The following is a 12,907-nucleotide window of genomic DNA, read 5'->3' as shown; positions in this document are numbered from 1 at the left end:
TCACGCTCGCCTTCCTGACCCACACCTGACGCGATCACTGCCGCGCCTTTTGCCGCAGCGCTCACCACGATCGGCACTTAACCGACGCAGCCTGCGGTGGTTTGGAGCCTCCCCCTGCAGGGCGACCCCGGAGGACCTATCTCCATCTCCTGCACAGCACCGCTTCCAGAAGCTGCTACATCAATGCCTCCTTCAGCGTTCGTGGCACACGATTTGGGACTTCTCGTCCACCGAGAGGACCACCGCGCCCTCGGGCGGGTTGAAGTACAGCCCGACGACGTCGTAGACCTTCTCCACGAACAACGGGTCCGTGGACAGCTTAAAGGTGTCTGTCAGGTGCGGCTTGAGCTGGAACTTCCGCCAGATCCGGCCGACGGTGGACTTGGACAGGCCGCTGTGTTCGGCCATCGACTTCCGCGACCAGTGCGTGGCGTTCTTCGGGATTTCCTCCACAGTGGCGACCACGACCGCCTCCACCTGATCGACCCCGATGGTGGGCGGCCGGCCTGGCCTGGGCTCGTCGGCCAGGCCGTCCAGCCGCTCAGCGAGAAACCGCCGCCGCCACTTGCGGACCGTGTCCGCGGAAATCCGCAGCTCCCGGGCCACCTCGACGATAGGCGGGGTGTCAGGGTCCGCACAGGCCAACACGATCCGCGCCCGTAACGCCAGCGCCTGGGCGGAGTTCGCCCGTCGGCTCCACCGCTCCAACACCGCACGCTCGTCATCAGACAGCAGCAACGGTTCCAGCTTCGGGTCCCGACGAGGAACTGACGCACCAGCAGCAGAAGTCACGCAACAACTAACAATCAACTACTGGCGCAGGACACTAGTAGGGCTTTGTTAGGTCCTGTGGTGGGGTTCGGGTGCTGGTGCGGGTTGGCCGCATATCGAGCAGGCGCCGGTCCAGGTGGCCAGGAGGGCCTGGAGTTCGCGGAGGACCGCGTAGAGGGTCAGGCCGGCGCAGGGGCTTTTGGGTCGAGCCTGAGCATGGTGCAGAAGGCCTGGGCGAGGGACGCGAGGGTGACGTGGCGGTGCCAGCCGAGGTAGTTGCGGCCCTCGAAGTGGTCCAGGCCCAGACCGTCCTTGAGCTCGCGGTAGTCGTGCTCAACTCGCCATCGGATCTTGGCGATTCGTACCAGTTCGCGCAGTGGGGTGTCGGCGGGAAGCGTCGAGAGCCAGTAGTCGGTTGGCTCGGCGGAGTCGGGTGGCCACTCGACGAGCAGCCAGCAGTCGGGCAGGGAGCCGTCGGCGGCGCGGCGGATGGTGCGGTTGGCCGGTCGGACCCGCAGGGCCAGGAACTGCGAGCGCATCTCGGCGTTCGGGTTGCGTCTGGTGGCCTTGCTGCCCTGGCGCCAGGTGACGGTGCGGGTGGCCGCTCGGCCGACGGCCAGGGCCAGGGCGCGCAGGGTGGTGTGCGGTTGGGGGTAGGCGGACACGGGAGGGCGGCCCTGCCCGGAGTACGGCGGGCGTTGGGGTGTGGCATTGCCGGGGTGCGCGGTCGTGGTGGCTTTGACCGCGACCGCGTAGGTCAGGCCGCGCTCGGTCAGGCCCTCGCGAAAGCCGGTGGCGTCGCCGTATCCGGCGTCGGCGGCGACCGGAAGGTCGGGCAACTCCCAGTTGTCGCGCACCTCGTCGAGCATGTCCAGCGCCAGGCGCCACTTCTCCCGGTGCCGCTCGGTGTCCGGGATTCCCGCCTTGGCGCGGCGGCGCCGGATCGCCTCGGCCATCAGCGCGTCCTCGCCGTACTTGGTGTCGTCCCAGCTCTCGGGCAGGAACAGGCGCCAGTCGACAGCCGATGACGCACGGTCACTGACCAGGTTCACACTGACGCCGACCTGGCAGTTGCCGCGCTTACCCAGGGCGCCGCAGTACATCCGCGCCACCCCCGGTGAGTCGTAGCCGTCCTTGGGGAAGCCGACATCATCGATCGCGTACGCCTCGGGAGAAATGTGCGCGGCAGCCCAACGGGCCAGCCGCTCACGGACCTTGGAGTAGTCCCAGGTGGACGATGAGACGAACTGCTGCAGCTGCTGGTGGTCCACGCCCAGGCGCTCGGCCATCGGCTGCATGGACTTGCGCTTGCCGTCCAGCATCAGCCCGCGCAGATACAGCTCGCCCTTGGCCCGCTGGTCCCGACGCGCCAGCGAACCGAGCATCTCCGCCGCGAACGCCTCCAGGCGCGGGCGGACCGTCTCCATCTCCTCAGGTGTCACACCTGACAGAACATCACAATCTACCTGACGATGATCAATCGGGGTACCTAACAAAGCCCTACTAGCCCACAGGCAGTTGAACGGCGGCCAGCACGCACGACACCCTCCCACCCCAGCTGATGCCTGGGGTGGGAGGGTGTCGTGTCTGGAGCGCCGGGCAGGCCTTGCACCTGCATCTCCCCGCAGGAAGCGGGGCGTCTTTCCTTGGACCACCAACGCACATTGAGACGCCCGAGAGTTGCGGCGGCTCGCTTAAGATCAAGCATAGCGCATCCGACACGCCCATTGGCGCGCCGCCGGCCCCGTCACGCGCCCGGCAGGAGGGTCACCTGGAGCACATGGCACCACTCCAGGGGGAACAATAGGCTCCAATCATCCGTACTATCGCTGTCCAAGACGCCGGGCAGCAGGTGCGGCTTACCGCACACCGACGGACCTGCGCGCGTAGGGCGTGGGGCGCCCTCTTGCCATGCGTCAGCGGGCCCCGTGCCAACTCGTCGGCCGGTCAACCGGCAGAAAGGTCAGCATCATGTCCGAGAACACCACCGCCAGTGACCTGGCAGCGCAGTACACCGCCCAGGTGAACAGCGACCTGGAACGCAACCTCAACGAGCAGGAACGTATCGGTACGGAAATCGCCGTCCTGCAGGATCAGTTGACCACATTGCAGCGCGACCACACCGTGCTGGTCAGCATGCAGCAGGCACTCGGCACCACCCCCTCCCCCGCCCAGACCCCCCAGCCCGCCCGGCCTGCTCCCACGCCCGCGGCTGCGGTGCCCGCCCCCCGGAAAAAGGCCGCCTCCGGCGCCGGCAGCACGACGCGGGGAAAGAAGGCCACCACCACCTCCGGCCGTGCGAAGACCGGCAAGCCTGCCGCGGGCACGACAGGCAAGGCCCCGGCCGCAGCCGCGAAGCAGGCACAGCCGACGCTGATCGACCTGGTGCGCGACCACCTCGGCGAGCAGAGCGAACCGCGCTCCGCCGCGGAGATCGCCACCGCACTCGGCCAGACCCACCCCGAACGGCCCATCAAAGCCACCGTCGTGCGCACCACCTTGGAAAACCTGGTCGCCAAGGGCCACGCCCAGCGCAACAAGCAGGGCACCTCCGTCTTCTACACCGCCCCCGACACACCCGACCAGACGTCCAAGGCCCCCTCCAGCAAGCAGTCCCCGGACCAGACCGAGGCGCAGCCCGATCACGGTGCATGAGAGGTGCGGGCTGTGCGGCACACCCCAGCGTTGGTGCGCCACAGCCGTACACGGTGTGCGGAGTACCGCTGGAGGCCGTCGGACATCCACGAGGCAGCCCCCTGCGACGGACGCTGGGCCGGGATTCCGCACGGCCGCATAGTCCACGGACGATGGCCTGCAGCCGGCGACCAGCGTCGTTTGGTTGGGTGACCGCCGTGGAGACGCAGGTATGGCATCGCTGCTCGGTGTCGCGCTCGGAGGCGGGCTTCCGGCGGCCTTGTGGGGCGGGAACGAGCGGCTGTGTGGGATCCGGGGGTTCCGCTCCATCTCGGAAGATGAGGCACGGGGCAGTCGATCGGTGTCCGGCTCGCGAGCGCCGCGACTGCCCCGCGACTTTCATGGCCGCCCGCAGCCCCTGCTGCCGGTCCGGGCCCAGGAGTCAGGTGACTGGCGGCATCTCGCTGGGGCGTGAGTCGAGGCCCGTGCGGCGGTTGACCCAGGAGCCGCGGGTGAAGTCGGGAACGGCGACCGGACGGCCCTCCGCCGCAAGGGACTTGACGCTGAGCGGGATCGGCGAGCACCAGACGGCGGCGTCGTAGACGTCCATGTCGGGGACGAGCCCGGCGCGCATCTGCTGGACGGTGCGCCACTGCAGGACGTAGTCCATTCCGCCGTGTCCGCCGTTGTTGGCCGCGTCGTCACCGATCTTCTGCCAGAGCCAGTGGTCGAACTCCTTGAGGTAGGTGTCGAACGGCTGCCAGGTGTGGCCGCTGTGATCGGGCTCGAGGTACACGCGGCCTCCGCTCGCGGAGGTCACACCCGCGTAGTCCTCGAAGATGCCGCGGCTGCCGGCGAGTGAGTTGATACGGCTGTAGGGGCGGGGGAAGCTGACCTCGTGCTCGGCGCGGATCACGCGGCCCTGGGCGGTGTCGATCAGGCAGGTGATCAGATCACCGTTGATGTAGGTCTCCTTCCAGCTGGGGTGGGATCGCGGGATGAACCGCTCGCGGTAGTCGGCCAGACCTCTGGGCTCGGTGGCGGTGGCCCGCAGCGTCGTCATGCGGTCGCCGCGGTTGATGTCCATGGCTGCTGCGATCGGGGCGAGCCCGTGCATCGGGTACAACGACGCGGTACTGCGGGTGTGCCACAACCGCCGCCAGGCGTCGGTGTAATACGTGTCGGAGAACAGCAGCTCGCGCAGGTCGTGCAGGTAGCCGCCGTGGCCGTTGGTGACGTCGCCGAAGAGGCCGTCGTGGGCCATCTTGAGCATCGCCAGCTCGTTGCGTCCGTAACTGCAGTTCTCGGACAGGAACAGGTGTCTGCGCATCCGCTCGCTGGTGTCGACGAGGTCCCACAGCTCGTGCAGTTCGGTGGCGACGGGCAGTTCGACGATGGCGTGCCTGCCGGACAGCAGGCAGGCGCGGCCCTGCTCGTAGTGGAACTCCCAGGGGGTGGCCACGTAGACGAGGTCGATGTCCTCGCGGCGCAGCATGCGTTCGTAGGCGTCGGCGGAGCCGCCGTACTCGGCCGGGCGGGGCCGGCCCTCGGCGACCAGTTTGTCGGCGGTTCGTCGGGCGCGGTCGGCGCGGACGTCGCACACGGCCGTCACGATGCAGCCCGGAACCGCGCCCCATCCCGAGGCCATGCCATGGCCTCGGTTGCCGAGGCCGATCAGGGCGACACGGACCGTCCGGTACTCGTCGAAGGGCACGTTGATCATTGATTTCTGGCCGCGGCGGCGGGCCGGAGCGGTATCGGCGATCGGGGCGGCGGCCGGCGCGGCAAAGGCCGTGGTGCCAAGACCTGCGACGACGGCACCGGAGGCCAGAGCCCCGCCCATGACAGTACGGCGTGAGACAGCAGGGATTTCATGCATGGCGCTGAACGCTCCCTTGTGTGTGGCTGGCTGCTCTTGTTGCCGCACGACTGTGTCGGCCGGAGGACGATGCGTCAATAGCTGCTCAAAGACACGGCGTTCCGAGCAGAAATGAGCATCCAGCCCCACCCAGCGGGCCACGCCATGCAGGGATACTGCGGGCGCCAACTACCCTGTCAACTCCCCTAGCGGCGCAGGGCTCGCTGCCCGGACCGCTTCAAAACCCGCCCAACTTTCGTCGTACTGCCCCCGCCGCACTCTCATCCTTCGGCTGGGCACTCGTAGCCCGGCGTCTGATGACCCGCAGTCAGCCGCCTCCTGGCTTGATGGTCATGAAGGCCGACATCACCAAGCCGACAACGCTGCGCCGCGGGGCGGTGCGTCCCGCTGAACGGGCGTTGGCGCCCGACTTCGCGCGCGGGTTGATGCTGCTGCTCATCGTCCTGTCCAACACCACCTTTCATCTGTGGACGGCCGATCGCGGCGCATCCGGATGGCAGCCGGTGGACGGCTCGTGGATCGACCACGTCGTGCAGTTCTCCATGATCATCGGCTTGGATCTGCGGGTCTATCCGCTGTTCGCCTTCCTGTTCGGCTACGGCATGATGCAGCTCTACCAGCGCCAGACCGCCGCCGGCACCGCCCCGCGCAGCGCCGTCGCCCTGCTGCGCCGCCGCAGCCTGTGGCTGATCGTCATCGGCCTGGCACACACCACGCTGCTGATGGCCGGCGACATCATCTGCTATTACGGGGTGCTCAGCCTCGCCCTCGGCGCGCTCTTCCTGGGCCGCACCGACCGCACGCTGAACTGGTGGATCCTCATCGGCGCCGCCCTGCTGGTGTACACGGCCGCCGAGCCCGTCGTCTCCGCACTGCTGCGCGGCGATGTGACCAGCCTCGGCGACCCGGGCGCCGAACCCGGCAACCTCGCCTACGCGGCGGGCGAGGACAACTGGCTCACCGCCGCCGGCACCCGCCTGTCCACCGGCCTCTTCGTCACGTTCGCAGCGGCCCCGTTGTCCCTTGTCGGCGGCGGCTTCCTACTCTTCCTGCTGAGGTTCCGAGCCGCACGGCAACGCATCCTCGAAGAACCCGCCGATCACCTTCCGCTGCTGCGCGGCACCGCACTCGTCGGCATCGCCGTCGGCTGGCTCGGCGCCCTCCCCGCCGCCCTGGCGCATGTCGGCATGCTCGACGTGCCCGACGCGATGCAGAGCGAATCGGGTGCGCTGACGGTGCTCCGCGACGTCACCGGCAACGCGGCCGGCCTGGGCTACGTCGCCGCCCTCGCCCTGTTCACCCACTGGTGGGCCGGACGCAGTACGCGACACGGCGAGCGCGCCGTACGGGCCGTGTCCGCAGTCGGCAAGCGCTCCCTGTCGTGCTATCTGGCCCACTCCCTGCTCTTCGCCCCACTGCTCGCCGCCTGGGGCCTCGGCCTCGGCACCCATCTCACCAGCGCCACCATGGCCCTGACCGGCACCGCCGTATGGCTGGTCACCGTCTTCTGGGCGGACGCGCTGGAACGCCACGGCCGCCGCGGCCCCATGGAGTCCCTGCTACGCCGTCTGATCTACCGGATCCGGCCCCGCACTTGAGCAACCCTCGGCTTCACGCCCTGGACGGACACGGCGTGCCCGGCCAGGTCAGGGGGCGCTCCTGGTCGCGATCCGCAAGTTCCGGGCGATGTCCTCACGGAGAGGGTGGACCGGCGGGGGCGGTGCGCCCGGCCGGCCTGCGAGAGGCCCTGTTCGCCTCGGTCTGCCCGGCACAGTGCGGCCCGGAGCGGTCCGGGAGTTCACCCAGCATCAGATCTCCGCAGACCGGGCCCGTGGCGGGGCCTTCACCGTGGTAGAGATCGGCGCCCCAGGCGGGATGTGTCTCGGCATCGACCTGGACTGCGACACCACCCGCCCCGCCACGAAAACAACCTCGACTGGTCCCTGCCCTTCGCCGGCTTCTTCGGCTGAGAGCACCGGCGGCGGCACACCTTGATCACGAACCGGCCGGGCGATGTCCGTGCGCCGAGTGGCGCCCGTGATGGTGCGGCGGGTGCGCTGAGTCGCCAGTGCCTGGGAACCGTTCCGAGACGCCGGCGGCGGGGCGCACTCCTGCCAGGGTGACCGCGACGAGCCGGCGGACCGCGGCCTTGGACGGCAGGTCGCCGGCCGCGGTCAGGGCGTGCAGGCAGTAGCTGGCAAGTTCGCCCGGGGCGATGTCGTCCCGGACCTCACCGATTCGCGCACCCTCCGCCAACAGGTCCTTGACCATGCCGTGGAGTCGCTGCTGAGCCTCGGTGACCTGCTGGTCCCGGTGCAGGAAGGCCGAGAGGTCGCTGTCGTGGTGCCTCCGGGACTCGTGGGAGACAAAGGCGAACGCGCGCAGCACGGCCTCGAGTCGCTCACCGGCGCCCTCAGTCCGGTCCCGGACCTCGGCGAGATGGTCCAGGTGCCGGGAGATCTGGCGCTCGTGCCAGGCGAGCAGGATCGACCTTGACGCGACCGGGGTCGACCTCGCCGAAAACGCCCTGCACACGGCAGCGGAGAAGGCGCGCGTCAAAGGCTGCACGGTGCGCTTCCTCCGCCACGACGCCCGGCGGCTGGCCGACCTCGGCGAGTCCTTCGACACCGTGCTCGACTGCGGACTCTTCCACCTTCTCGACGGCGCCGACCGCGCCGTCTACGTCGACGCCCTGCGCTCCGCTGTACCGCCCGGCGGCCGTTACTTCATGCTCGGATTCAGCGACCGGCAGCCGGGCGAGTGGGGACCGCACAGGCTGACACGGGCCGAGATCGAAGTCGCGTTCGCCGACGGATGGCGGATCGACTCCATCAAGCCGTCCACGATCGACATCACCACGGACCCGGACGGCATCCGGGCGTGGCTGGTGGCCCTCACCCGCTGACCCCACCGGACCCTGAAGAAACGTCATGCCCATCGCCGAAGCCCGCGTCGAGACCGAGCGCCCCAGCCGCTATCTGGTCCAGCTCTGCAAGCACTTCTCCAACAAGGGCCGCCACCTCGGCCGGCGGATACACGCAAACCAGGGCGGTGACGCTCAGCTGCTCCGCGAGATGCGGGCTGTGGCGGAGCATGCCGACGTGACCTGGTCCGACGCGGAGGGGGAAGTCAGCCTTCCCTGGGGCGGGATCAACCTGCGGGCCGCAGCGGGTGCGCTGATCCTGCGCGTGGAAGCCGCCGAGGAGAAGGAACTGAGGCTGCTTCAGGACCTCGTCGCCGGGCACGTCGAGAGGTTCGGCCGACGTGACGGGCTGCAGGTGCACTGGCAGCGACCGGAGTCTCCCGCCGCGTCGGACGAAGCCGTCGCACCGGCCGAGGCACCAGGGGAGGGAGCGGCGCCGCGCAAAAGGCACCTCAAGGCGACAGGGCTCGGGGTGGCCGCCGTACTCATCCTCGCCGTGCACTTGGGGCTTGGCGGTGCTGTTCTGTCGAACTGGCGGTGGACGGGCTGGGCCGTCGGCGGCGTGCTGGTGGTCGTCGTCGTCAAGGTCGTTGTCCTGGGTGGGTTTGCCGTCCATCGCGGCCGAGCCTGGAAGAGCCGCTGAATCGACGTACTGGCCGGGATTCCATCGCCGTCCTGCCGCTGGCTCCCGGCTTGGGGGATCGAGCAGCGTACCGCCGGCAACCGAACCGCTCGGCATACCCCCGGCCGGTTATTTCGAAGTGTGGCTTGGCGGCTGCCGGGCCGCACCGGTGCGCCCCGCTCCGGCGGGGTATGCAGCCTTGGCCGGTGTCGCGCCAGACCCGTCGACAGCGTCGGCGACGGGTCAGCGCTTGTGGTTGCCGTGCTTCTCGCCGTCTGCCGGTTGCGGTGCGCTGCCGTCGGCGTTGCCGGTCTGGACGGTGAAGGCCGCGGTGCGGACCGTGCCGTTGTGCTTGAAGTCGAGGAAGAGGCGGTAGGTGCCAGCACTGGGTGCGGTGGCGGTGAACGAGACGTCGGGGCCGGGCTTGGTGGCGCTGTCGCCGGGTTCGCCGTTGGGGTGGACGTGCAGGTAGGCGAGGTCGCCGGAGCGCAGGGCGACGAGGTGGCCGTAGGCGCCCAGGTAGGGCTCCAGATCGGTGACCGCGCGGCCGTCCCGGCTGATGGTGAGGTTCACTTCGGTGGCCTTGCCGGGGCGCAGGTTGCCGCTCAGGGCGACGGTGTAGCCGTCGACGGTGGTGGTGGCGGTGGGTTCGGGCAGGTCGGCTGCCATGTAGGTGCCGGAGGCCGCAAGGTCCGCGCCCAGGGTGAGGTTGGTGGCGCCTTGGGTGGCCGGGGTGAAGTCGGCGAAGACCCGGTAGGAGCCGGCGGCGGGCAGGCTGACGGGGGTGCTCCAGGTGCCGTCGGCGGCCCGGGTGGGGTGCAGGTGCCGGTAGGTGACGAGGTCACGTGAGGCGAGGATGAGATGCAGCTCCTTGCCGTGTTCGCGTCGGTAGGAGGTGACCTGCCGTCCGTCCTGGTCGCGGATGGCGAAGCGAAGCTGGTTTTCCTCTCCCGCGGTGACGCGGGGGGTTTTCAGGTCGAGGGTGTAGCCCGCTTGGGAGATCTGCAGGCCTGCGGGCGCTGTGTCCGCGTGGCTGTCATGGCCGCCGGCGCTGCGGTGGGGGGCTGCCGGCCTGTTGTGCTCGGCGTGGGCTGCCGGCTCCGGATCAGAGGTGACGGGGCCGATCGCGGTGCCGACACCGTAGGCAGCAGTGAAGGTCGCCGCGACCGCGGCGGTGAAAGCAGTGATCTTTGCGCCGGTGTTCATGACGGGGCCTCTCTCGTCCGGTGTCGCCGCTGTCTTCTGGCTGAACACCTGCCGACTATATACCCCCTAGGGGTATATGCAAGAGGTCGGCGGATGTTTGCCAAACATACCCGGTAGGGGTATACCTGTGGCACACCAGCGGTACCCCCCTGGGGTACACCCGTGCTCGCTTCGTCTGGGAGGAACTCATGTCCTGCTGCACCCCCGACGGCAGCTGCTCCACCAGCGCCGCCACAGCTCCGGCCACCGAGGGCATCACCATCAGCTACAACGTCTCCGGGATGACCTGCGGGCACTGCAAGGCCACGCTCACCAAGGAGATCGGCGCCCTGGACGGCGTGCTGGCGGTGAGCGTGGACCTCGATGCCGGCCAAATCGCCGTCACCACCGCGGACGAGCCCGACGACGCGCTGCTGGCGAGGGTCGTCGACGACGCCGGCTACGAGCTCACCGGCCGCACGGCCTGAGGCCCGGCGCACCCGCCGGGCCCGCAGGCGGGCCCGGCCCCTGTTCTCTCTTCCTCATTTACGCAACCAGCCCGAGGAGCAGTGATGGCTACCACGGTCCCCGACACAGCCGAAGTCGAACTCGCCATTGGCGGCATGACCTGCGCCTCGTGCGCCGCCCGGATCGAGAAGAAACTGAACCGGATGGAGGGAGTCAGCGCCACCGTCAACTACGCCACCGAGAAGGCGAAGGTCACCTTCCGTCAGGACATCGACGTCGCGGACCTGATCGCCACGGTAGAGGCCACCGGCTACACCGCCCGCGAGCCCGAGCCGGACCCCGCGCGCGGCTGGATTGATCCCGGCCTGGCGGGCGGGCCGAGCCAGGAGACGGAGGCTGGTGAACTGCGGCCGCTGCGGCAGCGGTTGGTTACGGCCGTAGTGCTCGCCGTGCCGGTGATCGCGATGGCGATGGTACCGGCCTGGCAGTTCGAGTACTGGCAGTGGCTGTCCCTCACTCTGGCTGCCCCGGTCGTCACCTACGCCGCCTGGCCCTTCCACCGGGCTGCGTTCACCAACGCCCGGCACGGTGCGGCCACCATGGACACCCTGATCTCGCTCGGCACGTCGGCGGCGTTCCTGTGGTCGCTGTGGGCGCTGTTCTTCGGCACCGCCGGAACGCCCGGCATGACACACCCCTTCGAGCTGACTATCGCCCGCTCGGACGGCGCGGGCAACATCTACCTCGAGGCCGCCGCCGGTGTCACGGCCTTCATCCTGGCCGGCCGTTATTTCGAGGCCAGGTCCAAGCGCAAGGCCGGCGCCGCCCTGCGGGCGCTGCTGGAGCTGGGCGCGAAGGACGTCACCGTCCTGCGGGGCGGGCGTGAGGAGCAGATACCGGTGGGCGAGCTGAAGGTCGGTGACCGTTTCCTGGTTCGGCCGGGCGAAAAGATCGCCACCGACGGCACGGTCGTCGAGGGCAGCTCAGCCGTCGATGCGTCGATGCTCACCGGCGAGTCCGTTCCCGTCGAGGTCGCTGCCGGCGACGCCGTCACCGGGGCGACCGTGAACGCCGGCGGCCGCTTGGTCGTGGAGGCCACCCGGGTGGGCGCCGACACCCAGCTCGCCCGCATGGCGAAGCTGGTCGAGGATGCGCAGAACGGCAAGGCAGCGGCCCAGCGGCTCGCGGACCGTATCTCCGGGGTCTTCGTGCCGGTCGTCATAGCCCTGGCTCTGGGAACCCTGGGCTTCTGGCTGGGCAACGGCGCAGGGCTGACGGCCGCGTTCACCGCCGCCGTCGCCGTCCTGATCATCGCCTGCCCGTGCGCCCTGGGCCTGGCCACCCCTACCGCCCTGATGGTCGGCACGGGGCGCGGCGCCCAGCTCGGCATCCTCATCAAGGGCCCCGAGGTGCTGGAGAGCACCCGCAAGGTCGACACCATCGTCCTGGACAAGACCGGCACCGTCACCACCGGGCGGATGACCCTACTGAAGGTGCACACCACGGCGGGCGCCGACGAGAGCGAGGTGCTGCGTCTGGCGGGCGCCCTGGAGCACGCCTCCGAGCACCCCATCGCCCACGCGGTGGCCACGGGAGCCGCCGACCGCGTCGGCGTCCTGCCCGCCCCGGAGGACTTCGCCAACATCCCCGGCCTCGGGGTGCAGGGCATCGTCGAAGGACACGCCGTCCTCGTGGGCCGCGAAAAGCTCCTTGAGGAATGGGCCATGGCCCTTCCGGCCGATCTGGCACGTGCCAAGGCTGACGCCGAGGCCGCGGGCCGCACCGCAATCGCGGTCGCCTGGGACGGCGAGGCCAGGGCGGTCCTCGAAATCGCCGACGCGGTCAAGGACACCAGCGCCGAAGCCATCACGCGGCTACGCGCCCTGGGACTGACGCCGATCCTCCTCACCGGGGACAACAAGGCCGTGGCCCAGGCCGTGGCCGCGGAGGTCGGCATTGACGAGGTCATCGCCGAGGTCATGCCGCAGGGCAAGGTCGACGTCGTCAAGCGACTGCAGGACGACGGCCGTTCGGTGGCCATGGTCGGCGACGGTGTCAACGACGCCGCAGCGCTCGCCCAAGCCGATCTCGGGCTGGCCATGGGCACCGGCACCGACGCGGCCATCGAGGCCGGCGACCTCACCCTGGTCCGCGGCGACCTGCGCGCCGCCGCCGACGCCATCCGCCTGGCCCGCAGAACGCTGGGCACCATCAAGTCCAACCTGTTCTGGGCCTTCGCCTACAACGTCGCCGCACTGCCGCTGGCCGCAGCCGGACTGCTCAACCCGATGATCGCCGGAGCAGCGATGGCGTTCTCCTCGGTCTTCGTCGTCGGCAACAGCCTGCGGCTGCGCAGCTTCAAAGCCACGAGTTGAAACCCTGCCTTCGCGGGGAGAGACGAGGGGCGAGTCCTGGTGGCCCGCCC

General features: G+C 69.6%; 10 protein-coding genes, 1 tRNA gene and 1 pseudogene. 6 read left to right on the top strand and 6 right to left on the bottom strand.

Annotated elements, in window-relative coordinates:
- Positions 1–210: 210 nt before the first annotated feature.
- The 3 genes and pseudogenes from ACKTSN_RS46295 to ACKTSN_RS46285 form a co-directional block, all read right to left on the bottom strand.
- Positions 211–747, bottom strand: a pseudogene (locus ACKTSN_RS46295) (IS630 family transposase); the annotation flags it as partial.
- 203 nt (positions 748–950) lie between these two features.
- Complete coding sequence (locus ACKTSN_RS46290) at positions 951–2,213, bottom strand: IS701 family transposase (protein WP_409467247.1); 1,263 nt, start codon at positions 2,211–2,213, stop codon at positions 951–953.
- A 146-nt stretch (positions 2,214–2,359) separates the two neighbouring features.
- A tRNA-Gly gene (locus ACKTSN_RS46285) sits at positions 2,360–2,432 on the bottom strand.
- A gap of 310 nt (positions 2,433–2,742) precedes the next feature.
- Between ACKTSN_RS46285 and ACKTSN_RS46280 the strand changes: the two genes are divergently transcribed.
- A complete protein-coding gene (locus ACKTSN_RS46280) occupies positions 2,743–3,426 on the top strand; it encodes a BlaI/MecI/CopY family transcriptional regulator (RefSeq protein ID WP_409474548.1) in 684 nt (227 codons plus the stop codon).
- 421 nt (positions 3,427–3,847) lie between these two features.
- On the opposite strand, the gene ACKTSN_RS46275 is transcribed toward ACKTSN_RS46280, so the two are convergent.
- Positions 3,848–5,284 carry a Gfo/Idh/MocA family protein gene (locus ACKTSN_RS46275; RefSeq protein WP_409474547.1) on the bottom strand — a complete coding sequence of 479 codons (1,437 nt, stop codon included), beginning with the start codon at positions 5,282–5,284 and terminating at the stop codon, positions 3,848–3,850.
- 332 nt (positions 5,285–5,616) lie between these two features.
- Between ACKTSN_RS46275 and ACKTSN_RS46270 the strand changes: the two genes are divergently transcribed.
- The gene (locus ACKTSN_RS46270; protein ID WP_409474546.1) at positions 5,617–6,882 is read left to right on the top strand and encodes a DUF418 domain-containing protein; all 1,266 of its coding nucleotides are present in this window, start codon (positions 5,617–5,619) and stop codon (positions 6,880–6,882) included.
- Positions 6,883–7,279: 397 nt separating this feature from the next.
- On the opposite strand, the gene ACKTSN_RS46265 is transcribed toward ACKTSN_RS46270, so the two are convergent.
- Positions 7,280–7,852, bottom strand: a complete 573-nt coding sequence (locus tag ACKTSN_RS46265) for a TetR/AcrR family transcriptional regulator (RefSeq protein ID WP_409475101.1) — start codon at positions 7,850–7,852, stop codon at positions 7,280–7,282.
- Here ACKTSN_RS46265 and ACKTSN_RS46260 point away from each other — a divergent pair.
- Positions 7,743–8,189, top strand: a complete 447-nt coding sequence (locus tag ACKTSN_RS46260; protein ID WP_409475100.1) for a class I SAM-dependent methyltransferase — start codon at positions 7,743–7,745, stop codon at positions 8,187–8,189. The genes ACKTSN_RS46265 and ACKTSN_RS46260 overlap by 110 nt on opposite strands.
- Positions 8,190–8,214: 25 nt before the next feature.
- Entirely contained in the window at positions 8,215–8,850 is a 636-nt protein-coding gene (locus ACKTSN_RS46255) for a DUF2218 domain-containing protein (RefSeq protein ID WP_409474545.1), read from the top strand.
- Positions 8,851–9,072: 222 nt separating this feature from the next.
- Here the strand turns inward: ACKTSN_RS46255 and ACKTSN_RS46250 are convergent, their stop codons facing one another.
- Positions 9,073–10,035, bottom strand: coding sequence for a hypothetical protein (locus tag ACKTSN_RS46250; protein WP_409474544.1), 963 nt, complete (start codon positions 10,033–10,035; stop codon positions 9,073–9,075).
- Positions 10,036–10,223: 188 nt separating this feature from the next.
- Here ACKTSN_RS46250 and ACKTSN_RS46245 point away from each other — a divergent pair, with 188 nt between their 5' ends.
- Together ACKTSN_RS46245 and ACKTSN_RS46240 are read left to right on the top strand one after the other, a co-directional pair.
- Positions 10,224–10,502, top strand: a complete 279-nt coding sequence (locus ACKTSN_RS46245) for a heavy-metal-associated domain-containing protein (RefSeq protein ID WP_409474543.1) — start codon at positions 10,224–10,226, stop codon at positions 10,500–10,502.
- Positions 10,503–10,586: 84 nt separating this feature from the next.
- Positions 10,587–12,857, top strand: coding sequence for a heavy metal translocating P-type ATPase (locus tag ACKTSN_RS46240; RefSeq protein WP_409474542.1), 2,271 nt, complete (start codon positions 10,587–10,589; stop codon positions 12,855–12,857).
- Positions 12,858–12,907 lie beyond the last annotated feature (50 nt).

Origin of the sequence: Streptomyces flavusporus, from assembly GCF_046267975.1 — a bacterium.
Lineage (GTDB): Bacteria > Actinomycetota > Actinomycetes > Streptomycetales > Streptomycetaceae > Streptomyces > Streptomyces flavusporus.
Note: the sequence above shows the minus strand (reverse complement) of the source record. Positions and strands in the feature narration are given on the sequence as shown.